At 73.0% G+C, this 17,110-nt stretch carries 14 protein-coding genes and 2 tRNA genes; 3 read left to right on the top strand and 13 right to left on the bottom strand.

The annotated features are described in order from the left end of the window. Positions 1-45: 45 nt before the first annotated feature. From ACIBAD_RS23860 to ACIBAD_RS23810, 11 genes are all read right to left on the bottom strand, one after another. Positions 46-2,277: a glycosyltransferase family 39 protein gene (locus tag ACIBAD_RS23860; RefSeq protein WP_134073024.1), complete on the bottom strand. Its 2,232-nt coding sequence runs from the start codon at positions 2,275-2,277 to the stop codon at positions 46-48. Next, positions 2,277-3,542, bottom strand: coding sequence for a bifunctional glycosyltransferase family 2/GtrA family protein (locus tag ACIBAD_RS23855; protein ID WP_134073022.1), 1,266 nt, complete (start codon positions 3,540-3,542; stop codon positions 2,277-2,279). The genes ACIBAD_RS23860 and ACIBAD_RS23855 overlap by 1 nt, the downstream gene beginning before the upstream one ends. Positions 3,543-3,567: 25 nt before the next feature. Further along, on the bottom strand, positions 3,568-5,175 hold the full coding sequence (locus tag ACIBAD_RS23850; RefSeq protein WP_134074493.1) for a HAMP domain-containing sensor histidine kinase: 1,608 nt from the start codon (positions 5,173-5,175) through the stop codon (positions 3,568-3,570). Between the two features lie 11 nt (positions 5,176-5,186). Beyond that, a complete protein-coding gene (locus tag ACIBAD_RS23845; RefSeq protein WP_053692462.1) occupies positions 5,187-5,954 on the bottom strand; it encodes a response regulator transcription factor in 768 nt (255 codons plus the stop codon). Between the two features lie 87 nt (positions 5,955-6,041). Beyond that, positions 6,042-6,920 carry an amidohydrolase family protein gene (locus ACIBAD_RS23840; RefSeq protein WP_134073020.1) on the bottom strand — a complete coding sequence of 293 codons (879 nt, stop codon included), beginning with the start codon at positions 6,918-6,920 and terminating at the stop codon, positions 6,042-6,044. Continuing rightward, positions 6,904-7,242 carry an antibiotic biosynthesis monooxygenase gene (locus tag ACIBAD_RS23835; protein ID WP_166682069.1) on the bottom strand — a complete coding sequence of 113 codons (339 nt, stop codon included), beginning with the start codon at positions 7,240-7,242 and terminating at the stop codon, positions 6,904-6,906. Before ACIBAD_RS23835 ends, ACIBAD_RS23840 begins: the two co-directional genes overlap by 17 nt. Before the next feature lie 118 nt (positions 7,243-7,360). After that, on the bottom strand, positions 7,361-8,242 hold the full coding sequence (locus ACIBAD_RS23830) for a DUF2797 domain-containing protein (RefSeq protein ID WP_398908278.1): 882 nt from the start codon (positions 8,240-8,242) through the stop codon (positions 7,361-7,363). Further along, positions 8,239-8,673 carry an Lrp/AsnC family transcriptional regulator gene (locus ACIBAD_RS23825; RefSeq protein ID WP_134073016.1) on the bottom strand — a complete coding sequence of 145 codons (435 nt, stop codon included), beginning with the start codon at positions 8,671-8,673 and terminating at the stop codon, positions 8,239-8,241. Before ACIBAD_RS23825 ends, ACIBAD_RS23830 begins: the two co-directional genes overlap by 4 nt. 126 nt (positions 8,674-8,799) lie before the next feature. Beyond that, positions 8,800-9,165 (bottom strand): PH domain-containing protein, encoded by a 366-nt coding sequence (locus tag ACIBAD_RS23820; protein ID WP_053692457.1) that lies wholly within the window; start codon positions 9,163-9,165, stop codon positions 8,800-8,802. Between the two features lie 189 nt (positions 9,166-9,354). Continuing rightward, positions 9,355-9,427, bottom strand: a tRNA-Arg gene (locus ACIBAD_RS23815). A 252-nt stretch (positions 9,428-9,679) separates the two neighbouring features. Next, positions 9,680-9,770, bottom strand: a tRNA-Ser gene (locus ACIBAD_RS23810). 222 nt (positions 9,771-9,992) lie between these two features. Here ACIBAD_RS23810 and ACIBAD_RS23805 point away from each other — a divergent pair. The 3 genes from ACIBAD_RS23805 to ACIBAD_RS23795 all read left to right on the top strand — a co-directional run bounded on the left by ACIBAD_RS23805 (position 9,993) and on the right by ACIBAD_RS23795 (position 14,591). Next, the gene (locus tag ACIBAD_RS23805; protein ID WP_134073014.1) at positions 9,993-10,430 is read left to right on the top strand and encodes an SSI family serine proteinase inhibitor; all 438 of its coding nucleotides are present in this window, start codon (positions 9,993-9,995) and stop codon (positions 10,428-10,430) included. A gap of 119 nt (positions 10,431-10,549) precedes the next feature. Continuing rightward, positions 10,550-13,993 carry a PAS domain-containing protein gene (locus ACIBAD_RS23800; protein WP_398908277.1) on the top strand — a complete coding sequence of 1,148 codons (3,444 nt, stop codon included), beginning with the start codon at positions 10,550-10,552 and terminating at the stop codon, positions 13,991-13,993. Positions 13,994-14,006: 13 nt separating this feature from the next. Next, on the top strand, positions 14,007-14,591 hold the full coding sequence (locus tag ACIBAD_RS23795) for an antibiotic biosynthesis monooxygenase (protein WP_134073010.1): 585 nt from the start codon (positions 14,007-14,009) through the stop codon (positions 14,589-14,591). Between the two features lie 105 nt (positions 14,592-14,696). On the opposite strand, the gene ACIBAD_RS23790 is transcribed toward ACIBAD_RS23795, so the two are convergent. Together ACIBAD_RS23790 and ACIBAD_RS23785 are read right to left on the bottom strand one after the other, a co-directional pair. Then, positions 14,697-16,358, bottom strand: a complete 1,662-nt coding sequence (locus tag ACIBAD_RS23790; protein ID WP_398908275.1) for a long-chain fatty acid--CoA ligase — start codon at positions 16,356-16,358, stop codon at positions 14,697-14,699. Between the two features lie 161 nt (positions 16,359-16,519). Next, positions 16,520-17,053 (bottom strand): SigE family RNA polymerase sigma factor, encoded by a 534-nt coding sequence (locus ACIBAD_RS23785; RefSeq protein ID WP_134073008.1) that lies wholly within the window; start codon positions 17,051-17,053, stop codon positions 16,520-16,522. Positions 17,054-17,110 lie beyond the last annotated feature (57 nt).

The raw sequence follows: 17,110 nt of genomic DNA, 5'->3' as shown, positions 1-17,110 counted from the left end.
TCCGCCCCCTTGATGCTAGAGGGTGCCTCTCGCGTTTCGGCGGGTTCAGGACGGGGCGGACGTGCCGTTCAGGGGGGCGGTCAGGTCGTAGAGGGTGGCGCCGCCGACCGTCGTGGACCGGTAGTTGGCCTGGATCCAGCTCGTGATGGCGCTGCTGGTGCCGCCGCCCGGGCCACCGCCCTGACCACCGCGCACAGCCTGTCCGGTCTGCCCCTCGCCGCCGGCGCGGGCGCCCTCGCCGATGAAGTAGTGGATCTTGCCCGAGCGCACGTACTCCTGGAACCGGGCCAGCGTCGGGGACGGGTCGCTGCCGTTGAACCCGCCGATCGGCATCACCGGCTCGCCCGAGGCCAGCTGGTAGCTCGCCGCGTTCTGCGCACCGACGGCGGCCGCCGCCCAGGTGTACTTCCCCGCGTCCTTGCGCAGGGCCGCCGTGGCCTCCTTGTCGGCCTTCGTACCGCCCAGCAGGCCGCCGAAGCCGCCGCCGGGGCCGCCCGCGGAGTTCTCCGCCCCGCGGGCACCGCGCGCCCCGGCGGCCCCCTGACCGCCCTGACCGCCCGGGAAGCCCTGGCCACCGGGGAACCCCGGGCCGCCGCGGAACTGCCGGGGCCCGCCCTGCGGACCGCCGCCCTGCCGCCCCTGCTGCGGGCCGCCCTGCGGCGCCCCCTGCGACGCCGCGCCCGGCGGGAGTTCACCGCCGCCGAAGCGCATGCCCATGCCGCCCCGGCCGCCCGAGACCGCGGGCCCCGCCGTCACGATCGACCCGCCGCGCGTGGAGTCCGCCGTCGTCAGGCAGTACGCGAACGGACCGGCCAGCGCGGCCGCCAGCCCCAGCCCCGCCGCGCCCAGCGCCAACCGGCGGCCGAGTCGGGCGCCGAGCAGCAGCCCGGCCGCGGCGAGGAGGCCGGCCACGAGGACGGTCCAGCGCAGCCACGGCAGGTACCCGCTGGAGCGGCCGAGCAGGACGTACGACCACCACGCGGTCAGCGCGAGGGTGCCGGACAGGGTGAGCGCGGCGGCCTTGCTGCCCCGCTCCTCCCACAGCATGGCCACGCCCATGCCGACCAGCGCGGCCACGAAGGGTGCCAGCGCCACGGTGTAGTACTCGTGGAAGATGCCCTGCATGTAGCTGAAGACGAGCGCCGTGATCAGCAGGGCGCCGCCCCACACCAGGAACGCCGCCCGGGCCATGCCCTCCAGGGAGTCGGCGGCCCGGCGGGCCCGCCAGGTGATCACGAGTCCGGTGACGAGCATGACGAGGGCCGCCGGGAGCAGCCAGGAGATCTGTCCGCCGATGTTGGCCGAGAAGAGCCGATCGATGCCGGTCTCTCCCCAGCCCCCGCCGCCCCCACCGCCACCGGGGCGGGCACCGCCGCCGACGCTGCCGGTCTCGTCGCCGTTGATCCGGCCGAGGCCGTTGTAGCCGAGGGTGAGCTCCAGGAAGGAGTTGTTCTGCGAGCCGCCGATGTACGGGCGGGAGGACGCGGGCCAGAGTTCCACGATCGCCACCCACCAGCCCCCGGCCACGACCATGACGGCGCCGGCGAGCAGCAGTTGACCGAGCCGGCGGCGCAGCCGGGTCGGCGCGCAGACCGCGTACACGAGGGCGAGCGGCGGCAGGATGACGAAGGCCTGAAGGGTCTTGGTCAGGAAGGCGAAGCCGACCGCGACGCCCGCCCAGACGAGCCACTTGGTGTGGGCGCCGTCGAGGGCCCGCAGGACGCAGTAGACGGTGACGGTCAGCAGCAGGGTGAGGAGCGCGTCCGGGTTGTTGAAGCGGAACATCAGCGCGGCGACCGGGGTGAGCGCGAAGACCGTGCCGCTGAGCAGTGCGGCCGCGGGCCCGAAATGGCGGCGCACGGCGGCGTAGAGCACCGCGGTGGTGCCGACACCCATCAGGGCCTGCGGGACCAGGATCTGCCAGCCGCCGAGCCCGAACAGCCGGACGGACAGGGCCATGGGCCACAGGGCGGCCGGGGGCTTGTCGACGGTGATGGAGTTCCCGGCGTCGGAGGAGCCGAAGAAGAAGGCCTTCCAGCTCTCGCTGCCCGCCTGGACGGCGGCGGAGTAGAAGGAGTTGGCGTAGCCGGAGGCGCCGAGGTTCCACAGCAGCAGGACGGCCGTGGCCAGCAGGAGCGCCGCGTACGCGGGCCGCTCCCAGCGGGGGCGTCCTGCGGGCGCGGTACCGGCGGTGGCGCTCGACCCGGTCGGAGCGGGGGGTGCGGTCGGGGCGCGTTCGGGAAACGGGGAGTCCATGGGTGGTACGGCCGTGGTCATCAGGTGGCGTCCTTCGCGGGAGTGGCGCGCCGCTCGGGGAAGACCCAGGCGCGGAAGAGCAGGAACCTCAGCACGGTTGCGGCGAGGTTGGCCGTGATCAGTACGGCCAGTTCGGTGCTGTGGGAGGGGTCGGCGGTGGCGGCGCCGAGGGCGGCGAGCGAGCCGCTGGTCAGGGCCAGTCCGACGCCGAACACGACGAGGCCCTGGGCCTGGTGGCGTACGGCCCGGTCGCGGCCGCGGACCCCGAAGGTGAGCCGTCGGTTGGCGGCCGTGTTGGCGACGGCGGAGACCAGCAGGGCGCCGGCATTGGCGAGCTGCGATCCGGCGCCGAGCCGGAGGAGGGAGTACAGGGCGAGGTAGGCGAGCGTGGACAGCACCCCGACGGCGCAGAAGCCGAGGAGCTGGCGGGCCAGCCCGCGCGGCACTCCGGGCAGGGCACTGCGGTCTCGCGGGTCGTCGCCGAAGGGGCGGGCGAGTCGGTCGAGCGGCAGCGAGCCGACGGCTAGCGCCCGACCCACCCGCCACATGCCCTTGAGGTCCTCCGTGGCGGTGCTGACGATGTGGACGGTGGAGTCGGGGTCGTCCACCCAGTCCACCGGCACCTCGTGGATCCGCAGCCCGGCCCGCTCGGCGAGCACCAGCAGCTCGGTGTCGAAGAACCAGCCCGAGTCCTCCACCAGCGGCAGCAGCCGCTCCGCGACCTCCCGCCGGATGGCCTTGAATCCGCACTGGGCATCGCTGAAGCGGGCGGCGAGGGAGGAGCGCAGGAGCAGGTTGTAGGCGCGGGAGACGAACTCCCGCTTGGCGCCGCGCACCACGCGCGAGGAGCGGGCGAGGCGGGTGCCGATGGCGAGGTCGGAGTGCCCGGAGATGAGCGGGGCGACCAGCGGCAGCAGCGCGTTGAGGTCGGTGGACAGGTCCACGTCCATGTACGCGAGGACGGGCGCCTCGGAGCGGGACCAGACCGTCCGCAGGGCGCGGCCGCGGCCCTTCTCCTCCAGCCGGGTGCTGCATACGCCGTCGACGTCGGCGGCGAGGCGGGCCGCGACCTCGGGGGTGCGGTCGGTGCTCGCGTTGTCGGCGATCGTGATGCGGAACGGGTACGGGAACGTACGGGTGAGGTGGTCGTGGAGCCGGCGCACGCACGGGCCGAGGTCCCTCTCCTCGTTGAAGACCGGGATCACCACGTCGAGTACGGGCTCGCCGGGCACGGGCGCGAGGTGCGCCCGTGCCGGAAGGGCGCCGGAGGAGGTGTCGGTTCGCATGTGCCGACCCTCTCCGGGCGGGCTGTCACCGCTGTGTGGTGAGCCTGTGGCCCGTCTGTGAGTCCGTCTTCGCGTCGGTCTTCGCGTCCGTCCGTGAGTCCCTCCGGGGGCCCGTCTTCGGGGGCTGGCCGGGGGCGAGCGGAAGCAGTACCTCGAAGCGGGTGCGCCCCGGCTCGCTCTGGACGTCCACCTGTCCGCCGTGCGCCGTCACGACGGCCTCGACGATGGCCAGCCCCAGGCCGGTGGAGCCGGCGGCCCGGGAGCGGGAGGCGTCGCCACGGGCGAACCGCTCGAAGACGTGGGGGAGCAGGGCGGGCGGGATGCCGGGCCCGTCGTCCTCGATCCGCAGCCGGACTGCGGATGTTTCACGTGAAACACGGGCGGTGACGGTGGTGCCGGGCGGGGTGTGCGTGCGGGCGTTGGCGAGCAGGTTGACCAAGACCTGCTGGATCCGGGCCGGGTCGGCGCGGACGGGCGCGGGCTCGTCGGGAAGCTCAAGGCGCCAGTGGTGCTCGGGTCCGGCGGCCCGGGCATCGCTGACGGCGTCGACGACGAGCGGGGCGAGATCGGTGTCGGCCGAGCTGAGCGGGCGGCCGGCGTCGAGCCGGGCGAGCAGCAGCAGGTCCTCGACGAGTCCGGTCATCCGGGTCGCCTCGGACTCGATGCGGCCCAGGGCGTGCCGGGTGTCGGGACCGGGCTCCTCCCGTCCCCGGCGGGTCAGTTCGGCGTAACCGCGGATGGAGGCCAGGGGAGTCCGCAGCTCGTGACTGGCGTCCGCGACGAACTGCCGTACCCGGGTCTCGCTCTGCTGGCGGGCCGTGAGGGCGGAGGAGACGTGACCCAGCATCCGGTTCAGGGCGGCGCCGACCTGGCCCACCTCGGTACGGGGGTCGGCCTCGGCCTCCGGGACCCGCTCGTGGAGAGCGGGTTCACCGCTGTGCAGGGGCAGTTCGGAGACGCGGGTCGCGGTGGCCGCCACCCGGCGCAGCGGACGCAGGGCGACCCCGACCAGGGCCTGCCCGGCGAGGGAGGCCGCGATCAGCCCGGCGAGGGTGACGAAGACCTCCACGGCGATCAGTGTGCTCACGGTGGAGTCGACCTCGGCGAGCGGGAAGCCGAGGACGAGGCTCCCGTCCGGAGCGGTGAGCACCCGGTACGCCCCGAGGTCCGGCAGGTCCAGGTCCACGGGGCCGGGCATGCGGTGGGCGGCGGCCTTGCGGGCTGCCCGGGCCAGGACCGTGGTCTGGGCCTCGGTCAGGCGCTGGATGTGGTCGTACCCGGGGCCACCGATGGCGGCGCTGCGCGCCGTGCTGGCCACCGCGCCGTCGGCGAGGAGCCGGATCCCGGCGGCGCCCAGCGGCGACCCGGGGGCCAGGACGAACTTGTCGTCCTTGTCGCGGATCACCTTGTCCCCGAGGGGCTTGCGGATGCCCATCTCGACGGAGACCCTCAGCTGGTCGTCGAGCTTGTCGACCAGGTACGAGCGCAGTGCGAGGGTGGTGACGGCCCCGATGGCCGTGCCCACCACGGCGATCAGCGCCACCGCCGAGACGACGAGCCGGGACCGCAGGGACCAGGAGCGGACCGGGCGGAAGAGGCGGGGCGGTCGGAAGGCGCGAAGCGGCCGCGGCAGGCGGAGGGCCACTATTCGGCCGGCTTGATCAGGTAGCCGGCGCCGCGCCGGGTGTGGATCATGGGCGGGTAGCCGGGGCCGCTCTCCAGCTTGCGCCGCAGGTAGGAGATGTACAGCTCGACGACGTTGGCCTGGCCGCCGAAGTCGTACGACCACACCCGGTCCAGGATCTGCGCCTTGCTCAGCACGCGCCGCGGGTTGCGCATCAGGTAGCGCAGCAGCTCGAACTCCGTGGCGGTCAGGTGGATCTCCCGGCCGCCCCGGGACACCTCGTGGCTGTCCTCGTCGAGCCGCAGATCGCCGACGGCCAGGACGGAGCCCCCGCGGGCGGCCTGCGCCGCTCCCGAGCGGCGGACCAGGCCGCGCAGCCGGGCCACGACCTCCTCCAGGCTGAACGGCTTGGTGACGTAGTCGTCGCCGCCCGCCGTCAGTCCGGCGATGCGGTCCTCGACGGAGTCCTTGGCGGTCAGGAAGAGCACCGGGAGCTGCGGGATCTCCCGGCGCAGCTGTCCGAGGACGGCGAGCCCGTCCATGTCCGGCAGCATGATGTCGAGGACCACGACGTCCGGCCGGAACTCCCGCGCGGCCCGGACCGCGCCGGCCCCGTCACCCGCGCTGCGGACTTCGCAGCCCTCGTAGCGCAGGGCCATGGAGAGCAGCTCGGAGAGCGAGGCCTCGTCGTCGACGACGAGCACCCGGCAGGGGCCGCCGTCGGGCCGGACGAGGGCCGTCGGGTTGCTGGTGGACGTGGACGCATGGGAGGTGGTCGTCGCAGTCATGCGACCACGCTGGCCCCGGCCTCTGAGAGCGTTCTTTTCCCTACCTGTGAATTTCCTGAGAAACCCCGGGAGCCGCCCGGCCGCCCCTCAGACCAGGCGGAACAGCCCGGCCCCGTTGTCATGGCAGACCGCGCGCAGCCAGTCGTCGCCGAGGCCGAGCCGTTCCAGGGCCTCCAGCTGGTGCTCGTACGGGTAGGGGATGTTCGGGAAGTCGGTGCCGAGCAGGATCCGGTCGCCGAGGTCCGCGAGCCGCCCGAGCTCTGGCTGCGGGAAGCCGCGGAACCGCTCGGAGAAGTCGGTGAAGGCCATGGTGGTGTCGAGGCGCACCGCGGTGTACCGGTCGGCGAGGTCCAGGAAGTCGGCGTACTCGGGCATGCCCATGTGCGCGACGATCAAGGGCAGCCGGGGGTGGCGGGCCAGCAGCCGGGCGACCGGCTCGGGTCCCGTGTGCTTGGCCGGGACCGGCCCCGACCCGCAGTGGATCACGGTCGGGATGCCCGCCTCGGCGAGCAGCCCCCAGACCGGGTCGAGCCGGTCGTCGTTCGGGTCGTACCCGCCGACCTGGAGGTGCGCCTTGAAGACCCGGGCCCCGGCCTCGACGGCCTGCCGCACGTACGCCTCGGCCCCGTCCTCGGGGAAGAAGGTCGCGGTGTGCAGGCAGTCGGGGGTCCGCGCGGCGAAGTCGGCGGACCAGGAGTTGAGCCAGGCGGCCATCGCCGGCTTGTGCGGGTAGAGCATGGACGTGAAGGCCCGGACCCCGAACTCCCTCAGGAGCGCGACCCGCTGCTCCTCCTCGTGCCGGTAGGTAATGGGCCACTCGACGCCGTTCAGCGGTCCGAAGGCGTCGAAGTAGTCCCACACCTTGGCCAGGACCCGCTCGGGCATGAAGTGCGTGTGGACGTCGACCAGTCCGGGCACCCCGAGCCGCTCCCGGAAGGCGCGGACGACGTCAGCCGTTGCGGGCAAAGCCGTGGCTCCGCTCGACGGTCGCGACGTGCAGCGTGTAGCTCTCGTACCAGTCGGCGCGGCCCTTCTTCATGGCCGCCTGGTGCTCCAGGTCCTGCCGCCACACGGCGAGGGACTCGTGGTCGCGGAAGTAGGCGACGGTGATGCCGAGGCCGCCGGGGGTGCGGGCGGACTCGTAGCCGAGGAAGCCCGGGTTCGCGGCCACGATCTCTTTCATCCGGTCGAGGACTTCGGGGTATCCGGTGTCGTCAGGGGTGCGGACATTGCTGAAAACCGCCATCACGTACGGCGGTTCGAAAGCGGGCACGGGCTGGATGCTCATGGCCACCACCCTCGGCCGCGCGCCCCCGGCATGTCCACAGGACGGGGGCCCGGAAGCCCAAAGGGATCCAAGTTTTGACCTTGGCCGCCCTGCCGGTCTTCGGGCGGGGGCCCGCTGATCAGAAGAGCCCGTCCTGTCCGCCGGGGGCAGCGGGGGGCGGCAGTTCGGCGACCGGCACGGCGGTGGTGTCCTGCGCGGCGGGGCCGGTGAGCTCCCAGCCGGCGAGCAGCCGGGTGTCCACCACGAGCCCGTCCTCGAAGTGCAGATCGGGACCGGCCGCACCGGCGAGCCGGCCCACGACGGCCCCGCCGGGGACCATCGCGGTGACCACCCGCGCGGGGGCGGGCAGCCCGTCCAGTCCGAACAGCCCGGCGTGATCGGCGGTTTCGCACTCCAGCCGCTCCAGCGACTCCGGCCACCCCGGCAGGGCCGCGGCCCGGGCGTGCAGCTCGGCGACCTCCCCGGCCCGGTCGGCCGCCGCCGGCAGGTGGCCCCGTACGGCGCGCTTGCGGGCGTACGCGATCCGGTCCGGCACCCCGAGGGCGGCCCGCAGCAGTTCCTCGGTGCGGCGGGTGGCCATCAGCGGCCCCCGCCCCAGCCAGGTCCAGGTCACCGCCCCCTGCTCCAGCAGCCGGGCCGGGCCGCGCTCCTCGGCGGTGATGCCGACCTTGACCATCTCGGGCCCGAACCAGGCCAGGTAGACGCGGTAGGTGCGCGGATCGGCGGCGTTGGTGTCGGCGGCCACCGAGAACGACCGGTCCAGGCGGGCGCATTCGGGGCACTGGGCGTTCGCGGCCCGGCCGGGCACGGTGGCGCCCGTGGGGCACGGGGTCCGCTTCCCGGCACGCCGCACGCCGAGGCAGTGCCGCTCCCCGCGGGCCGTGAACGCGAGCCGCTGCCCGTACGCGAGCGGGCTGCTGCGCTCTCCCCGCCCCTCGGCGTACCACCCGATGGCGGGGACGCCGTCGTTCCACCGGATCCCGGTGCACCGCCAGGTCACAGCGGGAGGGGCCGCTCGAAGAAGGTGTCCAGCACGACGGTGGCGTGCGTACCGCTGACCCCGTCGATGGCGTAGAGGCGGCGCAGGACGTCCTGGAGCTGGCCGGTCGTGGCCGTGCGCACCTTCACCAGGACCGAGGCGCTCCCCGCGATGACGTGCGCCTCCTGGATCTCGGCGATCTCCTCGAAGGCCGCCTTCGAATCCCCCATCCAGGCGTTGGAGTCGACCATCACGTACGCGAGCACGCCGCTCCCGACGGCTGCGGGATCCACCTCGATCGTCGTGCGCCGGATGACCCCGCGCTCGCGCAGCTTGCGTACGCGCTCGTGGGTGGCCCCGGCCGACAGCCCCACGGCGGCGCCGAGGGCTGCGTACGACTGACCCGCGTCCTGCTGCAAGCGCAGGACGAGCGCCCGGTCGGTGTCGTCCACGCGATCTTCCTCCCACATCCCTGGAACCCCTCGCGCCGACGGTACAGGATCCTGTTGTGCCACCAGGAGACCGAATAAAATTCAGCACCTGTAGGAGATCCTGGGCAAACGATTCCGCCGAGCCGGCTACCGGGCGACGAACTGCGTCAGGATGGCCTGCACCTCGTAGATGTCCACGCCCTTGGTGAACGTCTTCTCGATCGGCGCCGCACTCCCGGAGAGCCAGATCTTGAGCTCGGCGTCGAGATCGAAATGCCCGGCGGTCTCCACGGAGAAGTGCGTGATGCTCCGGTACGGGATGGAGTGGTACTCCACCTTCTTCCCGGTGAGCCCCTGCTTGTCGACGAGCACGAGCCGCCGGTCGGTGAACAGGATCGTGTCGCGTATCAACAGATACGCGGCGTGGACCTGCTCCCCCTGCCCGAGGAGCCGCGCGTAGTCCCGCTGCGCCGACATCGGATCGACCGTGTGCGCGTTCCCGAACAGCCCCATGACAGCCCCCCTCTCGCGGCCCGACCCGTTCCGAACCGTCTCCAAGGACCGTATCCACCCCCGGGACCGCCGATCATCCCCCGCAGGACCGACCCCCACCCCCGAACAACCCCGAGACCCCTCTCCCCACCAAGAAGGAGCCGGACAACGCAAGAGGCCCCCCGGCGAACCGGGGGGCCTCTTCGGCTGTGCACTCGGCAGGATTCGAACCTGCAACCTTCTGATCCGTAGTCAGATGCTCTATCCGTTAAGCTACGAGTGCTTGGGCTTCTCGGGGTTTTGCGCCCCGTTGGCCTTGCGAGAACAACAATACATGGACCTCGGCGGGACGCGAAATCCATTAGCCAAACCACGCCTGACCTGCGGAAACGCTCCAGATGAAGATCGTCTGGATGGGTTCGCACCGATGTCGGGGCGGGGTTGGGGCAGAGGGCGGCCTGGCCGGAACGCGTCAAAGCAAGACCCCGGAACGCACCGAAGCCCCGGTCCGTGAGGACCGGGGCTTCGGCAGGTGCGGAGGCGGAGGGATTTGAACCCTCGATGGGCTTTAAGACCCAAACCGCATTAGCAGTGCGGCGCCATAGACCGGACTAGGCGACGCCTCCAGCACACCCCCGCGTACGAGGGTGCGTGCAGATGATGACACAGCCACCGGGCCGCTCACCAATCCGCTCCCACGGTACAAGGACAGCCGCCACCAGAGCAAAGCCTTAAGCCTCCCGGCACGCACCCTCCCGCACACTCCTCCGTACGCCCGCCCGTACGCAACGTCGGCGGGCGCGCGTCGTTGGTCAGGCGTACGACGTACGGACGACCTGGAGTGCCCCATGCTGCGTCTCGCCGCCTTCGCCGTCACCTCCGCCCTGGCCGCCTCGGCGGCCACGGCCGCCGGGCCGCTGCCCCCGCTGGCCCCGCTGGGCCGGCTGCTGGCCCCGCCCGACCGCCTCACCATCACCGTGTCCGCCACCGGCAACCCCCGGGCGAACGGCGAGTACCTGCTCGAATGCAACCCCGTCGGGGGGAACCACCCCGAGGCCGAGCGGGCCTGCGAGCGGCTCGACGTCCTCGCGAAACAGGACAAGGACCCCTTCGCTCCCATCGCCAAGCGTCAGATCTGCACCATGCAGGACGGCGGGCCGGCCACCGCGCACATCACCGGAACGTGGCAAGGCCAGAAGGTGGACGCGGCGTTCCGGCGGACCAACGGATGCGAGATCGCCCGCTGGAACAACCTGGAACCTGTGCTTCCGGGTGGGCGCTCCTGACCTGGGAGGATGCGAAGGATGCACGGTATCCACCGAACATCCGCCATCTCAGGCCGGAGCCGTGCCCTTAGACTCCTCCCGTGACATGCCGGTAGTCGTGGTCAGGGAGGAAGCTCGTCGTGAGCAGCAGGCCATCCCGAGGCGCTGCTCGCCTCGCAGCAATACTCGACGCTCTTCCGGACGCGCTGTTGCTCGTCAACGCCAACGGCACGGTCGTCAACGCGAATTCGATCGCCCTTGAGGTCATGGAGAGCCCCGGCACCGGGCTCGTCGGCCGCGGCGTGCTGGACCTCCTGCCCGAGTTCGACTCCAAGCTGATCCCCGGCTCGATGCGCCGGCCCGGCGAGGACGAGGGCGGCCGGGCCAAGCCCAAGCGGATGGTCGCGCGCCGCACCGACGGCACCGAGTTCCCCGTCGAGGTCACCGCCGCCCACCTCGACGGCCGTGACGCCTACCGCGAGCCGCAGCCCGCGTACACGGGTGACGAGCTGCTGATGCTCGTCGTCCGCGACCTCTCCGAGACCGTGGACACCGAGGCCGAGCTGGCCCGCTCGCAGCGGCAGACCGAGATGATCCTGCGGGCCGCCGCCGAGGGCGTCGTCGGCACGGACACCGACGGCCGGGTCGTCCTCGTCAACCCGGCCGCCGCCCAGATCCTCGGGTACCGCGCCACCGACCTCGGCAACCGGGAGCTGCACGGGCTGATCCAGCACTCGCGCGCCGACGGCTCGCCGTTCCCCTTCGAGGAGTCCCCGCTCGCCGACACCCTGCGCAGCGGCCGCAAGCACCGGGTGCGCGGCCAGGTGCTGTGGAACAAGGCCGGGCAGCCCGTCTCCGTCGACCTGACCACCTCGCCCGTACGGGACGGGGAGCTGCTCGTCGGCGCCGTCATGACCTTCACCGACCGGCGGCCCTACGACGCCCTGGCCGCCCGGCACGCCCAGCTGCTGGCCGTCCTCGGCGATTCCCTGCGCGGGCCCCTGGAGGAGCTGCGCGGGGAGCTGGCCACGCTGGCCGCCGACGACGCGGGGCAGCTGTGGCCCGAGGCCAACCAGCTGCTGCACCACCTGGCCGCCGGGTACTCCCGGATGACCGCGCTGGTCGACAACGTGCTCGGCTTCCAGCGGCTCGACGCGGGGGCCGAGAAGCTCAAGAAGAAGAAGGTCCTGATCGACGGGGTCGTCGCGGCCGGCATCGACGGCGCCGTCGAGCTGATCGGCCCGGGCCGCGTGCAGTTCGCCGTCCACGCGCCGACCATCGAGGCCGAGGTGGACGCCGAGCGGATCGCGGGCGCCCTCGCGCACCTGGTCGCCGACGTCGCGGGGGTGGACGCCACCGGCAAGACCCGCCAGGGCAGCGGGTACAGCGATTCGACGATCGTCGTGGCCGCCGCGCAGCGGGGCGAGGTCGTACGGATCGAGGTGCGCGGGCCGTACGAGGGCGGCAACCCGGTGCACGAGCCGATCGTGCGGGGCATCGTGGCCGCGCACGGGGGTGTGCTGCAGACGGTGGAGGTGCCGGGCGCGCCCGGCGGTGCCTACGTGCTGGAGCTGCCGCTGGGCGCGGGAGCCGGAACGGTGACGCTGCCCGAGCCGGAGCCCGTGAAGGAGCCGGCGGCCGCCGAGGGCGCGGGCAACGGGCCCGCCGGTCGGCGCGCCCGGCGCGGAGTGGACGCGTTCCTGGAGGACGCGGCCGAAGAAGCCAAGCCGAACGGCCCCGCCGAGGGCGGGAGCGCGCTGGCGCTGCCGTCCGGGCGGCGGCGAGCGGGCGAGGCGGGTGCCGTCGACGCCGCGGCTCCCGGGCTCGCGCAGTCCCCGGTGAACCCGGCGGGCCTCGGCACCGGGCGCCGGCGCGGCCGGGACGGCGACGGAAGCGGTACGGGTGGCGGCGAGGGCGGCCCCGGCCGGCCCGTGCCCCCGCAGGGGAGCGCCATGCCCGCGCTCCCGCCGGCGCCGCAGGGCTCTCCCGGCCCCGGTCGCGGTCCCGGTGTGGCCCCGATGCCGCCGGGCTCCCCGGTGCAGCCGGGCGCGCCGGTGCCGCCCGTACCGCCGATGTCCGCCGTGCCGCCGGTCCCGGTGACCGAGCATCCCGCCGGTCGGCGGCGTGCGCTGGGCGCGGCCGCCGCGCCGCAACCCGGTCCCGTGCCCGCGACGGGCCTCGGCCCGGCTCCGGGCGCCGCCCCGCAGGCCCCCGTACGGCCCATCGCCCCCGAGGGCGGCTTCGCACTGCCTGCAGGCCCGACCCCGGCAGCGGCTCCCGCGCCGGAGCCGGCTGCGGCTCCCGCGCAGAGTCCCGCCATGGCCGGTCCGGCCCCCGCTCCCGGTGACACCGAGGGCGACGCCCCGGCCGGGCGGCGCGGGCGCCGGGTGCTGGGTGCGCCCGCTGCCGAGCCTTCGGCCCCCGCCGCGCAGCCGGCCGCTGCCGCGGAGGAGCCGGTACCGCCGACCGGTAGGCGGCGGGCGCTGCCCGCCACTCCGGCCTGGCCGGTCCCGGCGGCCCGGACCGCTCCCGAGGACGAGGAGCCCGCCGGCCCGGTGTCCGTGCCCGGGGCCCGGCAGCCCAAGGAAGCCCCGGCGGAGGCCGCACAGCCGATCAGCGTGCGCGCCCTTGGGACGCTCGGCCAGGGCATCTCGGTCGACTCCGGATCCACCAACGGCGCGGGCGGTACGGGCGGCTCCGGCCGCCGTCGCCGGCTCGCCGAGCCCGCGCCCCAGGGACGGGCGTTCGCGATAGGAGCCCCCGAGGCGGGCGCCGACGAGGGCCCCGAACCGCTGGACGGGCCCGGGGGCGCCGTCGAGGTGGTCAACCGGCCCGTACCGCTGCCCGTGGACGACGAGCTGCCTCCGGAGCCCCTGGACAACCCGCGCCGCCTGCTGGTGTGGCCGGCGCCCGACGTACAGACGCAGCAGGCGCTCAGCGACCGCGGCTACCGCCCGGTGATCGTGCACTCCCGCGAGGAGGTGGACGCGCAGATCGCCGCGTTCCCCGCCGCGCTGTTCGTGGACCCGCTGACGGGGCCGATCACCCGGACCGCCCTGCAGTCCCTGCGCCAGGCCGCGGTGGCCGCCGAGGTCCCCGTACTGGTCACGGCCGGGCTGGGGTACGCCACGCGAGAGGCGGCGTACGGGGCCGACCCGGCCGTCCTCCTCAAGGCGCTCGCGCCGCGCGACAGCGAGCAGCACCCCTCCCGGGTGCTGCTGATCGAGGAGCGCGACGAGATCGCGACGGCGCTGACGGCCGCCCTGGAACGGCGCGGCCTCCAGGTGGCCCGGGCGGGCGCGGACACCGACGCGGTGGAGCTGGCGACGCGGATGCGGCCCAACCTGGTCGTCATGGACCTCATGCAGGTCCGGCGCCGGCGGGCCGGGATCGTGGACTGGCTGCGTGCCAACGGGCTGCTCAACCGGACTCCGCTGGTGGTCTACACGGCGACGGGGATCGAGTCGGCCGAACTGCTGCGGCTGGCCTCCGGGGAGAGCGTGCTCTTCCTCGCCGAGCGGGCCACCACGGCGGACGTCCAGGGCCGCATCGTGGACCTGCTGGCCAAGATCGGCACGAACTAGTCATCCTGGCCCGATGGCCATCATCGACGCGAGCGAGCAGACCGTCCCCGCCGACAACGGGGAGGTGAACCTGCTCATCGCCCGACAGGTGGAGCCGGGCCACGAGGAGGCGTTCGAGGCCTGGGCGCACGGCATCCTGGAGACGGCCGCGACCTTCCCCGGGCATCTGGGGTACGGGCTGTTCCGTCCGGCGGCGGACGGCGGCCCGTGGTTCCTGGTCCACCGCTTCCGGGACCACGGGGCCTTCCAGCGGTGGCAGGACTCCGCCGAGCGGGCCCAGTGGTTCTCCAACTGCCTGGGCCACCACCACACCGAGATAGCCCGGCGCGAACTGCACGGCATGGAGACCTGGTTCGCCAAGCCGGGTACGACCCGGCCCGCGCCGCCACGGTGGAAGATGGCGATCAGCTCGGGGCTGGCCATCTTCCCGATCTCGCTCGTAGGCAACGCGGTGCTCGGGCCGTACCTGGTGAACGTGCACTTCGTCCTGCGGACGGCCGCCTTCGCCGTCGTCTTCAGCACGCTGATGACCTACCTGGCGATGCCGGCCGTCAGCAGGCTGCTGCGGCCCTGGCTGACGAAGGCCGGCCAGGGCTGAGCGGGAAGGCTTCGCGCCACCGCCGAGTCGGTCGCCTCACTCGGGTGGCGTGCCTCAGCCGCGTGATCGCCTCAGCCGCGTGATCGCTTCAGTCGAGTGATCGCTTCAGTCGAGCTTGGTGACATCCAGCTCGCCGTCCGCGTACTGCCTCCGTATGACCTTCTTGTCGAACTTGCCGACGCTGGTCTTCGGGACGGCCGGGACGGTCGTCCAGCGCTCGGGCAGCTGCCACTTGGCGATGGACCGGCCGAGGAAGACGCGCAGCCCGTCGTAGTCCACGGTCGCGCCCTCCTTGAGGACGACGGTGGCCAGCGGACGCTCGCCCCACTTCTCGTCCGGGACGGCGACGACCGCCGCCTCGGCGATCTCGGGGTGCGCCATCAGCGCGTTCTCCAGCTCCACGCTGGAGATCCACTCGCCGCCGGACTTGATGACGTCTTTGGCCCGGTCGGTCAGCGTGAGGAACCCGTCGGGGCTGATCACACCGACGTCGCCGGTCTTGAGCCAGCCGTCCGAGCTGAACTTGTCCTCGGGGCGCAGCGGTTCACCCGCGGCTCCGCCGTAGTAGGAGCCCGCGATCCAGGTGCCGCGTACTTCGAGCTCGCCCGCCGACTCGCCGTCCCAGGGCAGGATGTCGCCCCCGGGGCCCACCAGGCGCGGCTCGACGCCCGCCGGGAAGCGCCCCTGAGTGATCCGGTAGGGCCACTGCTCCTCGACGCTCAGGCCGGCCGGCGGGTGCGCCATGGTGCCCAGCGGGGAGGTCTCGGTCATGCCCCAGGCGTGGCAGAGCCGGACGCCCAGCTTGTCGTAGGCCTCCATCAGGGAGGGCGGACAAGCCGCGCCCCCGATGGTGACCTGCTTCATCGAGGTCAGGTCGCGCGGATTGGCGGTGACCTCGGCGAGCAGGCCCTGCCAGATGGTGGGGACGGCCGCGGCGTGCGTGGGCTTCTCCCGCTCGATCATCTCGGCGAGCGGGGCGGGCTGGAGGAACCGGTCCGGCATCAGCAGGTTGATGCCCGTCATGAACACCGCGTGCGGCAGGCCCCAGGCGTTGACGTGGAACTGCGGGACCACGACGAGGCTGGTGTCCTTGTCGGTCAGGCCCATCGACTCGGCCATGTTGACCTGCATGGAGTGCAGGTAGATCGAGCGGTGGGAGTAGACGACGCCCTTGGGGTCGCCGGTGGTGCCGGAGGTGTAGCACATGGCGGCGGCCTGGCGCTCGTCCAGCTCCGGCCAGTCGTACGAGGTCGCGCGGTCCGCGATCAGCTCCTCGTAGTCGTGGACGCGGAAGCCGCGCTCCTGCGCGAGGGCTTCGAGGCCGGAGCGGTCGCCGATGCCGGAGACGACCACGTGCTCGACGGTGGGCAGGTGCGGCAGCAGCGGGACCAGCAGCGGCAGCAGGGTCCCGTTGACCAGCACGACCCGGTCGACCGCGTGGTTGACGATGAAGATCAGCTGCTCGGGGGGCAGGCGCAGGTTGAGGGTGTGGAGTACGGAACCCATCGAGGGGATCGCGAAGTACGCCTCGACGTGCTCCGCGTTGTTCCACATCAGGGTCGCCACCCGGTCGTCCTGCTGGACGCCCAGTTCGTCGCGCAGGGCGTTGGCGAGGCGGGTGGCGCGGGTACCGATCTCGGCGAAGCTGCGACGGTGCGGCTCGGCCTCCCCGGTCCAGGTCGTGACCTGGGATTTCCCGTGGATCGTCATCCCGTGCTGGAGTATGCGGGTGACGAGGAGCGGTACGTCCTGCATGGTGCTCAGCAAAGCGTCCTCCCGGTGAGCGCTGCGGCGCTGCGGCGGCTACGGATGCTGCCGATTCTGCGCACGTACCGGTCGGCATGTCACTACCCGGGGGTACTAACACGGCAACCAATCGCCGACGTTTCACGTGAAACACCGATGTTTCACGTGAAACAGGGGTCGGTTCAGCGGACCGGGGTGAGCTCCGGGTCCTCGCGGAGCTTGACCAGAGCGCGCGAGACGGCGCTCTTGACCGTGCCGATCGAGACCCCGAGCAGTTCGGCGGTCTGCGCCTCGCTCAGGTCCTCGTAGTAGCGCAGGACGACCATCGCGCGCTGCCGGTCGGGAAGTCGGGTCACCGCTCGCCACATCGCGTCGCGCAGTGCCTGCGCCTCGGCGGGGTCGGATGCGGGCGTCCCCTCGGGTTCCGGCAGCTCGTCGCAGGCGAACTCGTCGACCTTGCGCTTGCGCCACTGGGAGGTACGGGTGTTGACCAGGGCCCGCCGGACGTAGCCGTCGAGGGCGCGGTGGTCCTCGATGCGGTCCCACGCGACGTACGTCTTGGTGAGGGCCGTCTGGAGCAGGTCCTCGGCATCGCACGGGTTGGCGGTGAGTGAGCGCGCGGTGCGCATCAGGACCGAGCCGCGGGTCCGGACGTACGCCGAGAACGACGGGTACGGCGTCGGGTTCGAGGCGAGCGTGCACACAGGCGTGGTCATGGCTCCACGCTAGAAGCGCGGCCCGGACCTGGGATCGGCCGCAAGTGCCGAAGCTGG

The sequence above is a fragment of the Streptomyces sp. NPDC051109 genome (assembly GCF_044455885.1).
GTDB lineage: Bacteria > Actinomycetota > Actinomycetes > Streptomycetales > Streptomycetaceae > Streptomyces.
This window is presented reverse-complemented; position numbering and strand designations above follow the sequence as displayed.